This window comes from Xenorhabdus littoralis, from assembly GCF_033949345.1.
Lineage (GTDB): Bacteria > Pseudomonadota > Gammaproteobacteria > Enterobacterales > Enterobacteriaceae > Xenorhabdus > Xenorhabdus littoralis.
Genome location: NZ_VCDP01000019.1, coordinates 1 through 20,702, shown reverse-complemented (window position 1 = coordinate 20,702; position 20,702 = coordinate 1). Strand labels below are relative to the sequence as shown.

The 20,702-nt window shown below is 43.2% G+C and carries 19 protein-coding genes; 5 read left to right on the top strand and 14 right to left on the bottom strand.

Going from position 1 to position 20,702, the window contains the following annotated elements; all coding sequences use genetic code 11:
• Positions 1 to 126: 126 nt before the first annotated feature.
• From FE394_RS05915 to acs, 3 genes are all read right to left on the bottom strand, one after another.
• Positions 127 to 1,764 carry a cation acetate symporter gene (locus FE394_RS05915; protein ID WP_319925479.1) on the bottom strand — a complete coding sequence of 546 codons (1,638 nt, stop codon included), beginning with the start codon at positions 1,762 to 1,764 and terminating at the stop codon, positions 127 to 129.
• Positions 1,761 to 2,072 carry a DUF485 domain-containing protein gene (locus tag FE394_RS05910; protein WP_319925478.1) on the bottom strand — a complete coding sequence of 104 codons (312 nt, stop codon included), beginning with the start codon at positions 2,070 to 2,072 and terminating at the stop codon, positions 1,761 to 1,763. Before FE394_RS05910 ends, FE394_RS05915 begins: the two co-directional genes overlap by 4 nt.
• Before the next feature lie 195 nt (positions 2,073 to 2,267).
• Positions 2,268 to 4,223, bottom strand: coding sequence for an acetate--CoA ligase (gene acs, locus FE394_RS05905; protein ID WP_319925477.1), 1,956 nt, complete (start codon positions 4,221 to 4,223; stop codon positions 2,268 to 2,270).
• 383 nt (positions 4,224 to 4,606) lie between these two features.
• Here acs and sodA point away from each other — a divergent pair, with 383 nt between their 5' ends.
• From sodA to FE394_RS05885, 4 genes are all read left to right on the top strand, one after another.
• The gene (sodA, locus tag FE394_RS05900; protein ID WP_319925476.1) at positions 4,607 to 5,233 is read left to right on the top strand and encodes a superoxide dismutase [Mn]; all 627 of its coding nucleotides are present in this window, start codon (positions 4,607 to 4,609) and stop codon (positions 5,231 to 5,233) included.
• A gap of 120 nt (positions 5,234 to 5,353) precedes the next feature.
• Positions 5,354 to 5,767 (top strand): Exc2 family lipoprotein, encoded by a 414-nt coding sequence (locus FE394_RS05895; protein ID WP_319925475.1) that lies wholly within the window; start codon positions 5,354 to 5,356, stop codon positions 5,765 to 5,767.
• Between the two features lie 128 nt (positions 5,768 to 5,895).
• On the top strand, positions 5,896 to 6,567 hold the full coding sequence (gene yiiM, locus FE394_RS05890) for a 6-hydroxyaminopurine reductase (RefSeq protein WP_319925474.1): 672 nt from the start codon (positions 5,896 to 5,898) through the stop codon (positions 6,565 to 6,567).
• Positions 6,568 to 6,742: 175 nt separating this feature from the next.
• Entirely contained in the window at positions 6,743 to 7,942 is a 1,200-nt protein-coding gene (locus FE394_RS05885; RefSeq protein WP_319925473.1) for a TcdA/TcdB catalytic glycosyltransferase domain-containing protein, read from the top strand.
• Positions 7,943 to 8,014: 72 nt separating this feature from the next.
• On the opposite strand, the gene trpS is transcribed toward FE394_RS05885, so the two are convergent.
• The 11 genes from trpS to pilM form a co-directional block, all read right to left on the bottom strand.
• Positions 8,015 to 9,049 (bottom strand): tryptophan--tRNA ligase, encoded by a 1,035-nt coding sequence (gene trpS / locus FE394_RS05880; protein ID WP_319925472.1) that lies wholly within the window; start codon positions 9,047 to 9,049, stop codon positions 8,015 to 8,017.
• Positions 9,050 to 9,053: 4 nt separating this feature from the next.
• Positions 9,054 to 9,776, bottom strand: a complete 723-nt coding sequence (locus FE394_RS05875) for a phosphoglycolate phosphatase (RefSeq protein WP_319925471.1) — start codon at positions 9,774 to 9,776, stop codon at positions 9,054 to 9,056.
• Positions 9,776 to 10,450 (bottom strand): ribulose-phosphate 3-epimerase, encoded by a 675-nt coding sequence (rpe, locus tag FE394_RS05870; RefSeq protein ID WP_319925470.1) that lies wholly within the window; start codon positions 10,448 to 10,450, stop codon positions 9,776 to 9,778. Before rpe ends, FE394_RS05875 begins: the two co-directional genes overlap by 1 nt.
• 57 nt (positions 10,451 to 10,507) lie before the next feature.
• Positions 10,508 to 11,326, bottom strand: coding sequence for an adenine-specific DNA-methyltransferase (gene dam / locus FE394_RS05865; RefSeq protein WP_319925469.1), 819 nt, complete (start codon positions 11,324 to 11,326; stop codon positions 10,508 to 10,510).
• Positions 11,327 to 11,411: 85 nt separating this feature from the next.
• The gene (locus FE394_RS05860) at positions 11,412 to 12,398 is read right to left on the bottom strand and encodes an SPOR domain-containing protein (RefSeq protein WP_319925468.1); all 987 of its coding nucleotides are present in this window, start codon (positions 12,396 to 12,398) and stop codon (positions 11,412 to 11,414) included.
• A 130-nt stretch (positions 12,399 to 12,528) separates the two neighbouring features.
• A complete protein-coding gene (aroB, locus tag FE394_RS05855) occupies positions 12,529 to 13,638 on the bottom strand; it encodes a 3-dehydroquinate synthase (RefSeq protein ID WP_319925467.1) in 1,110 nt (369 codons plus the stop codon).
• A 45-nt stretch (positions 13,639 to 13,683) separates the two neighbouring features.
• Entirely contained in the window at positions 13,684 to 14,205 is a 522-nt protein-coding gene (gene aroK / locus FE394_RS05850) for a shikimate kinase AroK (RefSeq protein ID WP_038237472.1), read from the bottom strand.
• 508 nt (positions 14,206 to 14,713) lie between these two features.
• Positions 14,714 to 15,862: a secretin N-terminal domain-containing protein gene (locus FE394_RS05845; RefSeq protein WP_319925466.1), complete on the bottom strand. Its 1,149-nt coding sequence runs from the start codon at positions 15,860 to 15,862 to the stop codon at positions 14,714 to 14,716.
• Positions 15,862 to 16,476 carry a hypothetical protein gene (locus FE394_RS05840; RefSeq protein ID WP_319925465.1) on the bottom strand — a complete coding sequence of 205 codons (615 nt, stop codon included), beginning with the start codon at positions 16,474 to 16,476 and terminating at the stop codon, positions 15,862 to 15,864. The genes FE394_RS05845 and FE394_RS05840 overlap by 1 nt, the downstream gene beginning before the upstream one ends.
• Positions 16,466 to 17,032, bottom strand: a complete 567-nt coding sequence (locus tag FE394_RS05835; protein ID WP_319925464.1) for a PilN domain-containing protein — start codon at positions 17,030 to 17,032, stop codon at positions 16,466 to 16,468. Before FE394_RS05835 ends, FE394_RS05840 begins: the two co-directional genes overlap by 11 nt.
• Before the next feature lie 2 nt (positions 17,033 to 17,034).
• Positions 17,035 to 17,883, bottom strand: coding sequence for a pilus assembly protein PilM (gene pilM, locus FE394_RS05830; protein WP_319925463.1), 849 nt, complete (start codon positions 17,881 to 17,883; stop codon positions 17,035 to 17,037).
• Between the two features lie 165 nt (positions 17,884 to 18,048).
• Here pilM and mrcA point away from each other — a divergent pair, with 165 nt between their 5' ends.
• Positions 18,049 to 20,580 carry a peptidoglycan glycosyltransferase/peptidoglycan DD-transpeptidase MrcA gene (gene mrcA, locus FE394_RS05825; RefSeq protein WP_319925462.1) on the top strand — a complete coding sequence of 844 codons (2,532 nt, stop codon included), beginning with the start codon at positions 18,049 to 18,051 and terminating at the stop codon, positions 20,578 to 20,580.
• Positions 20,581 to 20,702: the final 122 nt, after the last annotated feature.

The window sequence follows — 20,702 nt, the reverse complement described above, 5'->3', positions numbered from 1 at the left end:
GATGGCTTTTTTGCATTGGGATAAATTAAATAATGGTATTTTAGAAGATTAATTGGTCTATTTTTCTTTTTTAAAAAATTCAATGCATCTATATTTAAAATATTAATGTACTTTTCCTTGTTCAATTCAAATTCCTGTCTGTGAGCGGATAAACTGGCTTCGAAACATTTCTCTTTCTTGCTGACCTTGTTTCGATGTATCTGTTATTGAAAATAACCATGCCCCGATAAATGCCACTGACATGGAAAAAATAGCTGGATATTCATAAGGATAAATTGGTTTCTCATGACCAAGAATACTGACCCAGATCGTAGGACCAAGGATCATTAACACAACTGCTGTCAGTAAACCCAGCCCTCCACCAATCAAAGCCCCTCTTGTTGTCAGTTTGCTCCAATACATCGACAATAAAATAATAGGAAAATTGCAGCTTGCAGCAATAGAGAAAGCTAGACCAACCATGAAGGCAATATTTTGCTTTTCAAATAAAATACCTAATCCGATAGCAACAAAGCCCAGAATGACGACAGTAATTTTGGAAACTCTTAGCTCATCTCGTTCATTGGCTTGTCCCTTTTTAATCACATTAGCATAGAGATCGTGGGATACCGCTGAAGCACCCGCTAGAGTTAATCCAGCGACGACAGCCAAAATAGTGGCAAAAGCAACCGCAGAGATAAATCCAAGGAAAAAATCACCGCCAACGGCACTGGCAAGATGGACTGCGGCCATATTAGTTCCACCAATTAATGCGCCGGTTGCATCTTTGAATAAGGGATTAGCGCTGACCAATAAAATAGCACCGAACCCGATAATAAACGTCAGTATATAAAAATAACCTATAAAACCAGTGGCATAGAAAACGCTTTTACGAGCTTCTTTAGCATCATTAACGGTAAAGAATCGCATGATGATATGTGGCAAGCCAGCAGTACCAAACATCAGTGCCAATCCCAAAGAGAGCGCTGATATTGGATCTGAAACTAACCCACCAGGACTCATGATAGCGGGTCCGAGACTATGTACAGCAATGGCTTCTTTAAACAGAGTATTAAAATTGAAATTTACGGCTTTCATAACCATCACTGCCATAAATGTTGCTCCTGCCAACAATAGAATGGCTTTGATAATCTGAACCCATGTTGTTGCCAACATTCCGCCAAACAGTACATAAAGCACCATTAAAATACCGACCAGAACAACGGCGATGTAGTAATTCAAGCCGAACAGCAATTCAATGAGTTTCCCTGCACCTACCATCTGGGCTATCAGATATAACGCAACAACCACTAGTGATCCTATTGCCGATAAAGTACGGATGGGACCTTGTTTCAACCGATAAGAAGCGACATCTGCAAAGGTGTAACGTCCTAAATTTCTTAATCGTTCAGCAATGAGGAATAGAATAATTGGCCAGCCAACGAGGAAGCCAATCGAATAGATCAGCCCATCATAGCCGGAAGTATAAACTAATGCTGAAATCCCTAGAAAAGAGGCTGCTGACATATAATCACCAGCTATTGCCATCCCGTTTTGAAAGCCTGTAATGCGTCCGCCGGCAGTATAATAATCCGAACGTGAAATAGTTCGTTTTGAAGCCCAATAAGTAATACAAAGCGTTAACCCGACGAATAACAGGAACATAACAATTGCCTGAATATTCAAGGGTTGTTTTTCTACATCACCTGAAATGGCATCTGCTCGCGCTAGAAGAGGAAAGAGAGAGGGAAATAGCAGTATTGCTGGCAATACGATTTTTTTCATTTTCTCACCTCATCGAGAATAGTTGACATCAACCGATCAAACTCGTTATTTGCCTTCACAACATAAATTCCTGTCAGTATGAAAGAAGCAAAGATAATCCCGATACCCACTGGGATACCGCGAGTCATACTTGTATTTTCATGGAGTTGTGTCCCAAGCCACTCAGGAGCAAAGGCGATTAGGAAAATAAAACCAACATAAAGCGCTAACATAATGATGGATAACAGCCAGGCAAAACGCCCTCGTTTCTTAACCAGTTCCTTAAAGCGGGGATTATTTTCAATCTCTTGATAAATGTCGGCATTCATCAGAGTATCTCCTTGTTGGTTTTGAACGATGCACCTTGAGTTACAGTATGACGTGCCAGAAACGAGATAGCCGTATCCGAGAGAATGCATGACTACTAGCCACGTCCCTGCACAATTCTGTACTTTCGGTGATACGTTATTCAAGCCGCCTTGCGGCGGCCTATATGTTTTACGGAATGTTTTACGAAATTCTTTTTACGATATATTGATAGATTGCTTTTCTTCCAGCAGCTTATCAACGACTCCAGGATCTGCCAGAGTAGAAGTATCTCCTAAGTTACTGGTATCACCTGAAGCAATTTTACGCAAAATACGCCGCATAATCTTTCCTGAACGCGTTTTTGGTAGAGAATCTGTCCAGTGAAGGATATCCGGTGTGGCTATCGGGCCGATTTCTTTACGTACCCAACTTCTGACTTCACTATAAAGATCAGGAGAAGGCTCTTCACCATGAATTAGCGTGACATAGGCATATATAGCTTGCCCTTTGATATGGTGAGGAATGCCAACGACTGCGGCTTCTGCAATCTTGGGATGAGAAACCAGCGCAGACTCAATTTCTGCGGTTCCCAAACGGTGTCCTGAAATATTCAGCACATCATCGACACGGCCAGTTATCCAATAGTAGCCATCTTCATCACGCCGAGCGCCATCGCCACTGAAATACATTCCCTTAAAGGTAGAAAAATAAGTTTGTTCGAAACGTTCATGATCACCATACAACGTTCGTGCCTGTGCTGGCCAGGAGTCTGTCATGACAAGATTGCCTTCGTTCTCTCCCTCTAAAATTTCCCCAGAGTTATCGACCAGAGCCGGACTGACTCCAAAGAATGGCAGAGTCGCTGAACCTGCTTTGAGGTCAGTCGCACCCGGCAATGGCGTGATCATGAATCCGCCCGTTTCAGTTTGCCACCAAGTATCTACGATAGGGCATTTACTGTTACCTATCTTTTTGTAATACCACTCCCATGCTTCTGGATTAATTGGTTCACCAACAGACCCCATGATACGTAATGAGGTGCGTTTAGTTCCCTCTATGGCTTTATCACCTTCCGCCATTAATGCCCTGATGGCGGTTGGGGCTGTATAGAGAATATTAACCTGATGTTTATCAACAACCTGACATAGGCGATTAACATCGGGATAGTTGGGAACACCCTCAAACATGACAGTTGTCGCACCGCAGGATAATGGCCCATACAGCAGATAACTGTGTCCTGTTACCCAGCCGACATCGGCCGTACACCAGTAAATCTCTCCGGGACGGTAATCAAACGTATATTTGAAAGTTAAAGAAGCATAGACCAGATAACCGCCAGTCGTATGGAGAACACCTTTGGGTTTACCGGTTGAGCCAGAGGTATAAAGGATGAATAATGGCGCTTCGGCATTCATCTCTTCAGCAGGGCAATCTGCACTGACATTCTCGATTAATTCATGCCACCACAAATCACGCCCGTTGTGCCAGCCTTTAGCATTTCCGGTACGTTTGAAGACAACGACGTTAGCGACTTCGGTCACAGCTGGATTAGCCAGAGCTTCATCGACATTTTTTTTCAATGGGATCGTGCGACCTGCTCGCAAACCTTCATCTGCGGTAACAATGATCTTGGCATTGGAGTCGATAACCCTGCCAGCAATAGCGTCAGGAGAAAAACCACCAAAAATCACGGAATGGATTGCACCAATACGGGCACAAGCCAGCATTGCGACGGCAGCCTCCGGCACCATTGGCATGTAGATAGCAACGACGTCACCTCTTGTGACTCCCAATTTTTTCAATACATTAGAGAATTGGCAGACATCATGATGTAACTCACGGTATGTAACATGCCGGGATTCTGCGGGATTATCGCCCTCCCAGATAATGGCGGTTTGATCGCCACGTTCTTGTAAATGGCGATCGAGGCAGTTGGCACTTAAATTCAGTGTTCCATCTTCGAACCAGTGGATGTTGATATGCCCTGGATCAAAAGAGGTATTTTTGACCTTGGTGTAGGGTTTTATCCAATCTACTATCTTACCTTTCTCACCCCAAAACCCTTCAGGGTCTTGTAATGACCATGCGTAGTCTCGTAGATATTGTTGTTTGTTTATCAGTGCCGTATCCGCAATATCAGCAGGAATAAGATGCTTGATTATTTGAGTCATATTTTTATCTCCTTGCAATTGTTAATACTATGTCAAAACAAGGTTAACTAAACCGCAAGGAGAATTTTTGTTTCTTTTTTGCGCGGAAGATCACGCAATAAAGAGAATGCATGTCATGGAATGATCATTTAATGCGCTCGACTTAAGTGAGATTAAGTAAGGTGTCAAACCTTATGACTGGATTGTTGCGCCATCTTTTTGGTTTTATTTGGACTATTATTCTGATTGGAGTGTGTAATGAAGGTATATAGCAGTCGAATCAAGGAAACCATAGAAACATCATGGAATTGATAATCATTTTCATTATGGTTTAATTCACTATAATAAACGAGTTGTTCACAAGGTGTGAGCTTTATATATTCTAAATAACTGGGAGATATGACATGAGCTATTTACTGCCTTCTCTACCTTACTCTTATGATGCGTTAGAACCTCATTTCGATAAACAAACGATGGAAATCCATCATACCAAGCACCACCAGACTTATGTCACCAATACGAATACAGCTCTGGAAGCCTTCCCTGAATTAAGCAAATTGGATATTGATGACCTGATCAAGCAGCTTGATAAAGTTCCGGCTGACAAGCGGACTTTTGTTCGCAACAACGCGGGCGGTCACTCAAACCACAGCCTATTTTGGAAAGGTTTAAAGCTGGGAACAGTCTTGTCGGGTGTTTTGAAAGCAGCTATTGAGCGTGACTTTGGAAGCGTTGACAGCTTCAAAGAAAAATTTGAACAAGCGGCAGCAACCCGTTTTGGTTCCGGCTGGGCATGGCTGGTGCTGAAAGAAGATGGCAAACTTGCCGTTGTTTCAACAGCCAATCAGGACAGCCCACTCATGGGTGAAGAAATCGCGGGTGCTTCCGGTTACCCGATTGTGGGACTGGATGTTTGGGAACATGCTTATTACCTGAAATATCAGAACCGTCGTCCTGACTACATCAAAGCATTCTGGCATGTAGTAGATTGGGACGAAGCAACAAAACGTTACGAAGAAAAAATTAAATAATTAACCCAATAAATTTTTACTAAAATGCTGGTCATTATCGTGACCGGCATTTTTATTGCTCATAATTTTCTCTATTATTTGGCATTCTTTCCGTTTCACGATTAAAGGTATAATCCAATAATGAAAAAGAACGTAGTCATGATAGTAATAACCCTTATAGTATCCTCTCTGATGGTTGGATGCGTCCAGCCAAAGAGTAGTGCTGAACGTAATGCCAAAAATTTCATTTATGCTTCTCATGACGATTTTGACCCTAATTTCCAGACTCATATATACAATAGCATCCAGCTTTCTGTGCCTTTTTTCGAACAGTTCTGGCAACAAGGCAAAAAGGACAGGGACGCAGGAATGACACAGGAAGATGCACAGCAACGTGTAAGTTACTTAACCAGTGATGAGTTTCTGAATTCTATTCCGAGAAAATCACAGTTTGCGGGTAAGGTTTACAACGAGAGTACTACACCACAATGGACTAAGGCCATGTCCGAAGCCATATTTACCACTTATATGGATGGTTACGAAGGCCGGGATTAATACTTGCCTGTACAGGAGGGAAAACTTTCCCTCTATGACTACTTTCCTTTCGTAACTAATCGAAGTGAGGCTTGCTGCGTTTATTTGGTCAGAGTAATATTCATATTCACCTATTGAGGGAGAATAAAATGTATTACCTACAGGTATACAGAGGCAAAATACTATCCTCCGAAACGTTGGGCTCCAGCGCAATTAACAAATTGCTGGTGAATGGCCGTTTACAGCTAACCTCTCTTGGTCTGGAAGGTGATGAACAGGCAGAAACTCGCTTTCATGGCGGGTCTGATCGTGCGCTTTGTCATTATCCTATGGAACATTATCTCTTTTGGAAAAGGCAATTTCCTGAATTAACAGAATTATTCTCCCCTCCTTTATTTGGAGAGAATTTATCTTCAGAGGGAATGACAGAAGAAAACGTCTATATTGGGGATATCTTTCAATGGGGAGAAACACTGATTCAGGTAACTCAACCCCGCTCTCCTTGTTATAAACTCAATACTATTACAAGCATCAGTGATTTTGCTGAGATGATGCAAAACACGGGTCGTTGTGGCTGGTTATATCGAGTCATTTCTTCAGGTTTTGTCAGTACTGGTGAACCGCTAAAATTATTAAGCCGCAATAGCGATGTTTCTGTTAAGGAAGCTATTTCCATTGCTTTCCATAGCCCGTTTGATGAAGAGCAATATCGTCGTTTAATGGGGGCTGCCGGATTATCTGCCAGCTGGAATCTGACGATGCAAAACCGCATATTGCATGGAAGAATTGAGGATTTCAATCGTCGTTTATTTGGGAATTAATTAAAAACTATCAAATAATATATTATCAAAGCACAGTTGACGATAACCATGTTCTTGTTATCGTCATACCTATTTATAAAATATTTACATTTGAGTAGGTTTGTCATAAGGATTGTTAATGTAGAAATTTAATATAAATAAAATTAAAACATCAAGAATAGTTAATGGGGGTTTTATGAATATACCAAAGAAAATTCACTATTTTTGGGTCGGAAATAAAATTTCCGAGAGAGATTTAAGACGTATCATTGCAATAAAATCAGAAAATAGGGGGTTTGAAGTTAATATTTGGGGAACGAATGATGTTGAATCACTAATATCACATAAGTTAAGGAATCTTACCTTTAAATATAATAAAAATGATACTGATGTTAATGCTGATATTGATGTTGGTATTCTCTTTGGAAGAGAATTTAGATATAGAAATATTGAAACTGCATTTTTTTTCTTAATTAGTCAGGCTTCATGCCTCAATCATACTTATTTTATGCAGGATTTGTATGATACGCAGAGAGCTGAATTAGCTAAATTTGGTATACGCACTAATAATGATTCTACGAAAACAAGTTGCCTGTGTTACAAACGCTATTCAGAACCTGATAATGACTATTCAAAGGTAATGCATTTTTTACACCATGTATTTGTTCTGCAGATGCATGGTGACTTTAAAAACTATGCATCTGCCAGTGATATTGCTCGTTTGGCTATTTTGTATATGGAGGGTGGAATATATCTGGATGTTGATGTTGAACTTACTAATTCAGATATTAAATACATGAAATCCGATGTTTTTGATGAAGATTTATCTGTGTCCGGCGAAAAATATTTTAAGCGAAGAGCAAGGTTTGAAAAGTTGGAGCTTAAATCAGATATAGGTTTCGGTGATTGTCATGGAATGGGATGGGGGCAAGTCAGCAATGATGAGAAATGGAATATAAGATATCTCGATTCCCATAAAATAAAACAATTAGTTTACAATGAGTTTTCAAATGGAATTATTGCTGCACAGCCCAGATCAGAAAAAGTCATGGCTCTTTTAGTTTTTATGGCCTGTAATATTAAAAAATATTCTTATAATGAAAAGGATAAAACATTAAGCACTAAATGGAGAACGGGTATTGTTCCTAATTTACCTTCTATGAACACTCCAAAGCATTGCAGAAGCCGTCGTCTTGATTTGACTGTAGATATGACCGGGCCACAATCGTATCAAAATCTTTTTTCTATGGTCAAAAAAAGGGAATCAAATAATCAACATAAAATTGATTGTATTAGCCCTCCCAGAGATTGGCAAATGAATAGCGGATTAGATTTAATGTTTAAAAGAGTTAATAATGATGCTAATTGGGCAAGTGTAATAAAGAGGAAAAAATAATTGTATCCGATGATGAAAAAATAATGCCAAAGAATGAATTAATATTCTTTGGCATTTATTTCATCTGATTACTTACGGATGAGCGAGCAAACCTACTGCGTCATAGACTTTATCCAGGGTTGACTGAGCACGAACCTGAGCCTTGACTGCCCCTTCTGCCATGATTTGGTTAAGCAAGGCTTCATCATTACGGAAATGATGGTAGCGCTCCTGTAAGCCAGCCAGCATTTCACCTACCGCATCGGCAACAGCCCCTTTCAGATGGCCGTACATTTTGCCTTCAAACTCAGCTTCCAATTCAGGAATCGTTTTACCTGTGACACCAGCAAGAATATCCAGCAAGTTGGAAACACCCGGTTTGTTTTCCAGATCATAACGTACACGAGGCGGCTCTTCGGAATCAGTAACCGCACGTTTAATTTTCTTCGCGGCAGATTTTGGATCTTCCAGCAGGGCAATCACGTTGCTGCGGTTATCATCCGATTTCGACATTTTCTTGCTCGGGTCTTGCAATGACATCACGCGAGCGCCGCCTTGTGGAATAAATGGTTCTGGTATAGTGAAAATATCACCATATAAGGCATTAAAACGCAGAGCCAAATCACGAGATAATTCAAGGTGCTGCTTCTGGTCACTTCCCACAGGGATCTGATTAGCCTGATAAAGCAATATGTCAGAAGCCATCAAAACCGGATAATCAAACAGACCCGCATTGATGTTTTCTGAATGGCGGGCTGATTTATCTTTAAACTGAGTCATACGGCTCAGCTCACCGAAATAGGCGTAGCAGTTCAATACCCAAGTCAACTGAGCATGTTGTGGCACATGCGACTGTACGAAGATAGTGCTTTTCTTTGGATCAATGCCACAGGCGAGGTAAAGCGCTAGCGTATCCAGTGTGCGTTTTTTCAGTTCATTGGGATCTTGGCGCACAGTGATGGCATGCTGGTTAACGATGCAGTAAATGCAATCATAGTCATCTTGCATCTTAACCCACTGACGTAACGCCCCCATATAGTTACCGATGGTCAATTCACCGGAAGGTTGCGCGCCGCTGAATACAATAGGTTTCTGGGAGTTTGTTTTGTTTACAGTGGGTTCATTCATTTTATTATGCTTCCTGTCTTTTCAAAGTGGACAATATTTTTAATGTGGATAGTCCAATTGTTGGGAGTAAATCCGGGAAATGGTCCAATATATAATTTGGGCGGCTTAATGCTATCGATTCTCCGTAGTTATATCCATAGGTTAAGCCAACGCAAGGGCAACCAGCCGCTTGTGCCGCTAAAATATCATTACGGGAATCGCCAACAAAAAGCAATTCTTCTTTATGTAAACCAAACATCCCCATTGTTAGATAGAGTGGAGCGGGATGTGGCTTTTTCTCTTTAACATCGTCGCCGCCCAGTACCAGTGAAAAATATTCACTGATACCTAATGATTCCAGCAATGGAGCAATAAAAGGGGTAGGTTTATTGGTGATAATCGCCATTGGCACATCGTGTTTTGCCAGCTCTGCCAGAGTCTCTTTCACGTGAGGAAACAGCCCGCTGCCTGTGGTGACACAGATTGCATAAAACGCATCAAACAGTTTGCGGGTTTCGCGGTGTAATTCAGGAGAAGGCTCTGCACCAGCCCATTTCAATGCACGTTCAACCATGACATCAGCGCCGTTGCCCACCCAGACAGCGACCTGCTCTTTACCGGCTGCGGGTAATCCTTTGGCAATTAAGGCTTGATCCAAAGCATCCGCCAGACCTCCTGCGCTATCCACCAGTGTGCCATCCAGATCAAAAGCAATGGCACGAATTTCTTTCACGGCGTTATTTGTCATTATGCTACCTTTGATAATTCACGGCGCATTTCATCAATAACCGCTTGGTAATCCGGCTGACTGAAAATAGCTGAGCCGGCGACGAACATATCTGCGCCAGCTTGAGCCGCTTCGGCAATATTATTGGGTTTAATGCCACCATCAACTTCAAGGCGGATATCGTATCCGCTGTCATCAATGATTTTGCGAACCTGACGCAGTTTGTTCAGCGTTTCCGGAATGAAAGACTGACCGCCAAAACCCGGGTTAACGGACATCAGTAGAATGATATCCAGCTTATCCAGCACATAATCAAGATAACTGAGTGGCGTTGCCGGATTGAAGACTAACCCTGCTTTACAACCATGTTCCTTGATGAGTTGCAGGGTACGATCGACATGCTCGCTCGCCTCTGGATGGAAAGTGATATAGGTTGCACCTGCCTTGGCAAAATCAGGGATAATACGATCAACCGGTTTTACCATCAGGTGGACATCGATTGGAGCTGTGATGCCATAATCGCGCAGTGCCTGACAGACCATTGGGCCAATAGTCAGATTTGGGACATAATGGTTATCCATGACGTCAAAGTGCACAACATCAGCCCCTGCTTCCAAGACCTTAGCGGTATCTTCGCCTAATCGGGCAAAATCTGCGGATAGAATTGATGGGGCAATCAGAAAATCTTTTTTCATTATTTTCGTCTCCAATTCACTGTTTTATCCCGTTATTTCAGGGACAGGAAACCTCACTCACTTTTGGCAGTATAATGCCAGAAGTTCATCAACTTTACTGCGACCAAGAATATTTCTGCTTATTGTCCGGCGGACTTTAACAACGTAGAGGGAAGCCTGGTGATACCATTCACGGGTCATCGGTGTGTCATGATTGGATATGAGAACCGGGATCCCTTGTTCATGCGAGAGATGATAGGCGAACTGTGCCAGCTTTTCCTGATCGAGGAGGTTAAAGTTATTTGTATGATAGGCAGTAAAATTAGCCGTAGATGAAAGTGGGGCATATGGAGGGTCGCAATAAATTACCGAGCCTTTTGGCGCGTTGTTCAATGTGACTTCGTAATGCTGGCAGATGAAAGTCGCCTTCTGGGATTTTTCTGCAAACCAGTAAAGTTCATCTTCAGGAAAATAAGGTTTTTTATAGCGCCCGAAAGGGACGTTAAACTCGCCTCGTGAATTATAGCGGCAAAGGCCGTTATAACAGTGTCGGTTGAGGTAAAGAAACAACATACTGCGATAAAAGGGATCTTTGCTTTTGTTGAACTCTTCTCTCAGGCGATAGAAGTTTTCGGATGTGTTGAATTCCGGTGAGAATAATGGACGGGCATGATTAATAAATTCATCCGCACGCGATTTTACGGTGTTGTACAAATTGATTAGATCATTATTGATGTCTGACAAGATGTAAGAATCATAATCGGTATTCAGAAATACCGAGCCTGCGCCAACAAATGGCTCAATCAAGCAATCGCCCTCTGGCAGATGATGTTTAATATCATCCACCAAGGGGTATTTTCCACCGGCCCATTTTAAGAAAGCGCGTTTTTTTTTCATGCCGTCAAATTAGCTATTCAATAATTTCAGAGCCGCAGATTGTACTCTGTTTAGGACAGCATATCAGCGCCTAATCAAAATAGTTTTATTTTTTCAGATCTTGCTGAACCTGTTGTAGTTTTCTTACCCACGGTTTTTTAGCCTTAACTTCCGCAGGGAATGAGGAAATGGCGCTTTTTGCATCAGAGACAGAAGCGTAGCTGCCGTGGATCAAGATAAACCATGTCTTACCGTCACGTTTAGTTTCGTAGACCTTGTAATGTGAAAGGTTATGCTTTTTCGCGAAAGCAATCAAGGTATCGGAGCGGCTGGCACTACTTAATTGGAGAGTATATCGGTTTGAGGGCGCTTTCAGCAGATCACCACCAGCATCAGCTACGTTCTTAGTATTGGCCTGATTATTGCTATTAATTTGATGATTGCTTGTTACGTGTTTAGGGGCAGTTTTCGACTGAGAGTCTTCTCTTCCCTTATATTCATTTTCTATTTTTTTCGCCGGTGCAACTTTCTCAGGATTTTTCTGCTCAATCGGTGGCGTTACCGTTGGCTTTACCTGTGGTGGCGTCAGATTCTTTTGCACTGAATTATTGATATTGCCCTGTTGCTGATTCAAGGCATCAGAAATATCACCGGGTAATTCTACACGTTGGTTATAGCCACCGGTTTCGGTTGCTGGGGGAAGATCTTTGCTTGGAGTGCTGCTAATTGGCGGCAAGCCGATTTCATTTGTGTTATGGGTTGCTGATGCAGGCGAATTTTGGGATTCGCTAGTTTGATCATGGGTGGAGAATGAAGAAGAACCAGAATCAGAAAGGTCGATATTCTTTTCGGTTGCGTTTGACGATTGCTGTTTCTCATGCTCAGTTGGCGATTTCAATGCAGAACTGATGGCTATAATCAGAAGCAAAAGCACCAGAATACCAACCCCAATCATCATTTGCTGGCGAGATACTGCTAGCTTAGGTTTATTAGATTGATTTCTGGAACGCTGAGGACGGCGATCTGAAGTATCCGGTTTAAATTCGTTTTCTTTTTTTTGTTTTTGCTCGTTTTCTGATTTTAATTCGTCCATATGCCCTCCCAGCAGAGATAATGCTGCCAATTGTTATTTTAGAGGTTTGGCAGTCTGACCTAACTAAAACCGATAATGTTCTATCTGATAATGTAGCTATTCTATAGCATAACAGCTAAATAATAATTCATCATTCAGATAATAAGCTGGTGGATAGCTGACATAGGCGAATAGCATCCAATATCACTTCTTTCCCAATATCAGAACAGACTTTTGCTTCTCCAATCGCAGTAGGTAGTACCAGATGCAATTTTCCCGCAGTGACTTTTTTATCGCGCATCATATGAGGCAAATAAGCATCCGGAGACATTTCTTTTGGGCCGCAGACAGGCAGTTTTGCCCGCTCCAGCAATTTAATAATGCGTTGGGTATCCTGCTGTGAGAATGTGCCGACAAGTTCAGATGCCCGTGCTGCCATCACCATACCGGCAGCAACAGCCTGACCATGCAGCCAAACGCCATAACCCATTTCAGCTTCAATCGCATGGCCAAAGGTGTGGCCAAGATTTAACAATGCGCGCATTCCACTGCGTTCTTGTTCATCAGCAGCCACAACTAACGCCTTGAGTTCACAGCAGCGACGAATGCAATAGGCCATGGCCTGACTGTCGAGAGTCAGTAATTTCTCTATATTGTCTTCAAGCCAACTAAAGAACTCACCGTCCAGAATGATGCCGTATTTAATGACTTCAGCCAGACCAGCACAGAGCTCTTGAGTCGGCAGGGTTTTCAGACAATTTAGGTCGACAACCACAGAAACCGGTTGATAAAACGCGCCGATCATGTTTTTGCCGAGAAGATGGTTGACTCCTGTTTTTCCGCCGACGGAAGAGTCAACCTGAGAAAGTAGGGTGGTGGGTACCTGGATGAAACGAGTGCCGCGTTGGTAACTGGCTGCGGCAAACCCCGTCATATCACCGATTACACCACCACCGAGAGCGATAAGTGTTGTGTCACGACCATGATTATTTTCCAGTAGTGCGGAAAATATGTCATTGAGCACAAAAAGCGATTTGTGCTGTTCTCCGTCAGGCAAGATAACCTCATTTACCCGAAGATCCATTCCCTCCAATGTGGATTTCACCTGTTCAAGATACAGGGGGGCAAGCGTTTCATTGGTCACAATCATGACTTGTTGGCCGGCTTGCAGGGGCTTGAATGCCTCATTGGTAGAAAATAGCCCTTCGGCTATGGTAATTGGATAGCTTCTTTCACCTAACGTAACAGTCACTTGTTCCATATCAGCTTTCGCCTTATCGTTTGCCGCAGTGCGGAACCGCTATAATCAGTTTTTTTCCAATAATTCAATGATTTGGTTAGCGACGACTTTGGCGCTTTGCTCATCCGTACGAATAGTCACGTCAGCAATTTCCTCATAAAGAGGGTTACGCTCATCAGCCAAATTTTCTAAAACTTCACGTGCTGGTGCATCAACCTGAAGTAAAGGGCGTTTTTTATCGCGCTGGGTACGAGCTAACTGTTTTTCGATGGTGGTTTCTAAATAAACAACAACACCACGGGCAGACAAGCGGTTGCGGGTTTCTTTTGATTTAACTGAACCCCCTCCGGTAGCCAATACGATGCCTTGTTTTTCAGTCAGTTCGTTAATAATTTTTTCTTCGCGGTCGCGGAAGCCTTCTTCGCCTTCCACATCAAATACCCAGCCCACGTCAGCTCCGGTACGTCGCTCAATTTCTTGATCAGAGTCGTAAAACTCCATATTGAGTTGCTGAGCTAACTGACGACCAATAGTGCTTTTGCCGGCACCCATAGGCCCAACCAGAAAGATATTACGTTTCTCTGCCATGTTTTTGGTATTACTAAGACTATTTGTTAATGATAACCCGCCCCGCCAATCAGATTAGCAGCGGGACCTAAACTGAAACCTCATGAGTGAGAATGTGAGATCAGATAGGAAAATTATCTCAGCACATCAACCTGTATTGCAACTATATAAATCTGGCATGAGCTTCCTGCCATTTAGCTCGTGCTTTTGTCGGTTGATTGAGAGTCTATTGAGTATATACCTTTCATCTTTCAAATTGCTGCTTTTTTGGCTGCGCTCGTTCACTCCAGTCACATAATTAGCTATGTTTCCGGGGATTTGTTCGCCACAACTTGAAATCTATCAGACATAGACTCCTGCTTAATAATGTCAGACCTGCTCACTCAATTAGGTAATCCTTGTATGCTAAATTACTCTCAGCGTCAAATCCATAAACAGGCCAGACCAAGGATAATAGCTGATAATATGATAAGAAAAACGTAATTTCTTTGTCTAACTAACTGATATTTATGTTTTATTTATTTGATGGTTAAATATTGGTCAATTGAGGTGTAATAAAAATTACGAGTTCCCTCCGGCTGTGTTGTTCTCCTTTTTGATTAAATAATGTACCCAGAAGTGGAATTTCTGATAAGTAAGGAACTTTTTGTACGCTGGCGCTTTTTTTCTGTTGAAAGATACCTCCCAAGATCAACGTTTCTCCATTCCTGACCGTAACCTGAGTAATAATTTCTTGTTTATCAATAGCCAGATTTTCATTTCCTCCCTGATTAATAGGAAAGCCCGGAGCATTCTGGCTGATTTTCAGTGCCAGCCGGATTTTCCCCTCCCTCAATATATGTGGGGTCACCTCCATGCCTAATACAGCCTCTTTAAACTGAATCGTTGTTTTGTCTTTGTCCTGAATGACATAAGGAATATCAGAACCTTGCTTGATACTGGCTGGTTGCTGATGAGAAGCGGTCAATCGTGGGCTGGCAATAATATCGAGTTGCTTCTCCTGCTCCAATGCGCTGAGTTCCATTTCCAATAGGTTTGCATGGATGCGGGCGGTATTTAATACCAATCGGTGGCGTTGATTGCCCGCTGGCTGATGCAGATTCAGCCGGTTTAGCCCTGTTGAACGATTCAGTGGATCGACGGTGATGCCCCAATGAATACCCAATTCATGCAATGCTTCCCTGCTGGTGGTAACGATATGGGCAGTAATCTGCACTTGCTGTTGTGGTGTATCGACCTCCTTCAGCCAGTTTTTAATGCGAGTAATGGCATCAAACTTATCTTCCAATATCAGGCTGTTGGTTAAGGGATCATGTTCAACTTTCCCCCATTTTGTCAGTAGAGCCGGAAGGTTTTTCTGCAATTGTTCGGCTATTTGTCCGGCATCGGCATATTGCAGGGTAATGACCTGATATTCGATCTCTTGCTCATCCTGCTCTGCGGGGGTGAAAGCAGCGTCATCCTCTATTGGATTTGCAGGAGGCAGAAATGGGTTTCTTACCGGCATTTCGAAAGTTGAATTTTCTTCTGCAATACTGTCTTCTGCAATACTGTCTTCTGCAATACTGTCTTCTGCAATACTGTCTTCTGTAATACTTCCTTCTGTAAAGTTTTCCACTGCAAAACAGTATGTTGATAGTGAGAGTCCGGTTAGTAAGATAAAAGAGTATCTGTTCATTATTTATCCTCATGGACAGGTATCGGCCGTACCTTGTTTGGCCGAGTCATATTTGGCAAAGCAGTGTCTGATAAAGCCATCTCCGATAAGGCAATTTCTGATAAAACCATACGGACAGTCAGCAAGTCACCGGCGGGAATGATCGTGAGATGTTTAATCAGCAATGGAGGTTGTAGTTGCTGAATTTCATTCAAGAAATGAAGAAATTGGTCATAATTCAGTGACAGCATGAGATGCCAGAGAACGTGATTATTTTCTCTGAGACTTTTCCACTCCACGAGCTGGCTGCCAGACCGAATTAGTGGTAAATGCAGGCGTTTGAGTACGGTAGTGTGTTCGGTAGCCTCGTGATTGTTTTGACCTAGCTCTGATGTCATTTGCTGAATTTGTTTCTGGAGCTCAGACAGAGGTGGCAATTCACTAAGCCGCTGTTTAGATAGCTTTGCATTGTGTTTCTGCTCCGTAATACTGCTCTGGAGAGTGTGGAGCTTATGCTGATTATCCTGCCAGACAAAAAAATAGAATCCCAACAACAGGGGGATGGTGATTAACTGCTGCAAGCAAAGTAACTGCCACGCAGGGCGATGGAACCATTCAAGATAATTATTTTCCACCGGACTCCCCCATCAGCCAATCGGCATCAATGGTAAAGACCTTGAGTTGATCCTCGGTTGTTGTCATTTTTTTTAGTTGTACATTGATCAGCGAGGTGTCACCCGTCAGGCTATCCAGCATATCGGAGATATCCATGTAGTTTTGGCTACTTTGACTATTTTGACTACGGGCGGAAAAAACTAGCTGGCCACTGTCGTCGCTGAATGCCGTTAACCAGATTTTTTCCGGTAACAACTGGGGAAGTTGACGAAATAGCTGCAAATATCGTTGATTCTGTTCCATGAATGCCCGTTTTTTCCTTACATGCAGAGTCAGCTGTTGATGATGTAGCATCACTTGATCAGTTTCTCTGATAGATTGTTGAAATTGATCTAATTGGTGCTCAAATTTCGTTAATTGTCCGTGATTTTGTTCAATTTGGTTTGTTTGTTGGGTATAGATGAATACCAATGCGACAGCCCACAATGTCATTTGCAGACAGAATAGATACCCCCATTTTCGGCATTGACGCTTCAGCGCTTTTTGTCGCCAGGGTAAAAAATTGACCTGATACATTATTATTGGTCATCCGGCCTGAGAGCCAAACCTGCGGCAATAATATAAGCATTTATTTTGTCTGGTAACGGAGCCTGATAATGGCGGAATGCGGCTAAAATCTGCCACAAATTAGCTGATTCTGCTGATGCAGCCCTCGTTTTGGTTGATAGAATTTGTTCTTCATCACTGTAATAAATCGCGTAGCCTTCCGTTTCGGGCGTAATGGGTAACTGGTTGATGATTTGAGCTAAATTGGGATGCAATTGTGATGTTATCAGCCCATAGCTAAAAGGATGATTGGCGGGAGAAATCCATAGCCAATCTGTCGTGCGTTTGTGTATTAACCAACTTTCGTCAGGCACTCCCGCGAATCTGGCAATATAACGTAACACACAGGGAGCAATATCAATGGCGTCCAGGGGTAAATCGATATCTGCGAATAAACTCTGCCAGAGGTTGAGATCTTTTTGACGGATAGCGCTGATATAAACTTGCTGATTATGTACACGATAGTCCAATGCAAGATCACTGACAGGAAATTGTTTTTCGGCATTAGCATGCACAAACCAACCGAGTTCTGGCTCCTGCAATGCAGTATGGCTGGGCAAGGCTATCTGTTTTTGCAAGGTTTGTTGAACAGGGAGAGCCAATCTTAAGCTAAGATTTTTAGGTAATGTTTTCCTCCATTGCATTAAAATATTAAGTAGTTTTTCAGGATGCTGTAGTCTCCCTCCTGAGATAATCTGGTTCGATAAGCTATATTGCCAGCAATGTCGAAGTTGCCAGCCGTCACGACGTTTAATGGCTGCGAGAGCTCGGATGTAATGATCTTGGACATCCAGTCCGATATACCATTTAGATGGATACATATAATGATCTCCCTATCGACTAACTACTAATGAAAAGCTGTATTGATGAAAGGTCATATCCATAGTGCTGTATAGCCTTTATACTAAGTCCTTTCTACTGAGCCTTTTATACTACGTACTGATCGTTTATAAACTGCCCGATTAACATGGCGTGAGAAATTTCAGGTGAAGTTCATAAAGTATTTTTTGATCCTTATCGTTGTTTGCATTTTATTGGGAACCGCCTCGATTTTTGGTTTATACAAATATATCGAGCCACAGTTACCCGATGTTGCGACCTTAAAGGATGTCCGATTACAAACACCAATGCAGGTGTTCAGTGCTGATGGCGAGCTTATTGCCCAATATGGTGAAAAACGCCGTTTGCCCCTTGCCTTGTCCGAAATGCCCCCCCTAATGTTGAAAGCCTTTATTGCCACGGAAGATAGCCGTTTTTATGAACATCACGGTGTCGATCCGATCGGGGTTATCAGGGCTGTTTCTGTGGTCATGACTTCCGGTCATGCTTCTCAGGGAGCGAGTACGATTACTCAGCAGCTTGCGAGGAATTTTTTCCTTAGCCCGGAAAAGACACTGATACGTAAGGCGAAAGAAGCGTTTCTGGCGATTAAGATCGAACAGTTGCTGACAAAGGATGAAATTCTTGAGTTGTATCTCAACAAGATCTACCTGGGTTATCGTGCTTATGGTGTTGGTGCTGCGGCCCATGTCTATTTTGGCAAGACAGTCAATGAGCTGACGCTGAGTGAGATGGCGATGATTGCCGGACTGCCGAAAGCACCTTCTACGTTTAACCCGCTTTATTCCCATGACAGGGCGGTCAATCGCCGCAATGTGGTATTGGGAAGGATGCTGGAAGAGGGATATATCACTCAGCGTCAGTATAACGAAGCCAGAGAAGAGAAACTGGTTGCTCGTTATCATGGCCCGCAGATTGTTTTTTCTGCGCCTTATCTGACTGAAATGGCCCGTCAGGAAATGATTAACCGTTATGGTGAAAACGCCTATACCGATGGCTATAAGGTCTATACCACCATTACGCACAAAGCCCAGTTGGCGGCTGTGGATGCTGTTCGCACCAATGTGATTGATTATGATGTCCGTCATGGTTATCGCGGTGCTCAGGAAGTGTTATGGAAATCTAACCAGTCAGCATGGAGCCAGACACAGATTATCGATAAGCTGAAAACCTTGCCTAAATATGGCCCTCTGCTGCCTGCCGTTGTGACAAAATCCGGCGCTAACCAAGCGGAAGTGATGCTGGTGGATGGCAGTAAAGTTGAGCTGACTATGGCGGGTGTTCGCTGGGCCCGTCCGTTCAAAACAGACAGTCTGCAAGGGGCAGCCCCGCATAGCATCAATGAAGTCATTCATGCAGGTGAACAGATTTGGGTCAGAAAGGTCAATGACATCTGGTGGCTGGCACAGCTCCCTGATGTTAATGCGGCACTGGTTTCCATCAATCCTCTCAATGGTGCGGTAGAAGCATTGGTGGGCGGATTTGATTTTGAGCTGAGTAAGTTTAACCGCGTGACCCAATCCCTGCGTCAGGTTGGTTCCAACATCAAGCCATTCCTGTATACCGCTGCGATGGATAAAGGTCTGACGTTGGCATCACTGCTGAATGATGCGCCCATCAGCCGTTGGGATGCGGGAGCCGGAACGGATTGGCGTCCGAAAAACTCACCGCCGACTTACGATGGACCGGTTCGTCTGCGTCAGGGATTGGGACAATCCAAGAACGTGGTGATGGTTCGTGCCATGCGCGCAATGGGTGTGGACTACGCGGCTGATTATCTGAAACGCTTCGGATTACCGGGTGAAAATGTTGTTCGTACTGAATCTTTGGCGTTGGGTTCTCCTTCCTTTACCCCGATGCAGTTAGTTCGCGGTTATGCGGTGATGGCGAATGGCGGTTACTTGGTTGATCCTTACTTCATCAACAAAATTGAAAATGATGAAGGAAAAGTGTTGTTTGAAGCCAAACCTAAAATTGCTTGCCCGCAATGTACAAACATTCCGGTGATTTATGGTGATACGGCGCGTTCCATCGAATTGTCCGAAGATTCCATTGAGAACGTAGCCCATTCTGACGTTCCACAAAACTCGGCTCTGCCACCTCAACCTGATCTGGAAAGTATTTCGACAAATACTAATGTTGATGACCAGCAATATGCGCCTCATGTTATCAGCACACCACTGGCATTCCTGATCCATGATGCCTTGAATACCAATGTCTTTGGTGAACCGGGTTGGATGGGAACGGGATGGCGCGCTGCCCGTGATTTGAAGCGTCGGGATATCGGCGGTAAAACAGGAACGACCAACAGTTCGAAAGACGCGTGGTTCTCCGGTTACGGCCCGGATATAGTTGCGACAGCCTGGATTGGTTTCGATGAGCACAGCAGGAGTCTGGGACGCACTCCGGTATTAAAAGGTGAGGGTGGTGCGAAAACAGCCCAGCCAATTTGGGATGATTTCATGAAAGCGGCACTGGAAGGTGTTCCTGTGAAAATGATGGAACCACCTGCTGGCATTGTTTCTGTCACGATTGATCGGGTGACGGGTAAGTTACCCAACGGTGGCGGCAATACCCGCAAGGAATATTTCATTGAAGGTACCCAGCCGATGGAATATGTAACGCCGGAAGTGGGAACAACGGTCACCGAGAATGGTGAAAGCCATGAGTTGTTCTGATTGATTTTCACATAGCAACATCATGTGAACTAAATGTGAACTGTCTAGTCCTGATATACGTTGACACTATTTTTACTTAACGCCTGATAATGGACTTCATCGGGCGTTTTATATTTTAGCGC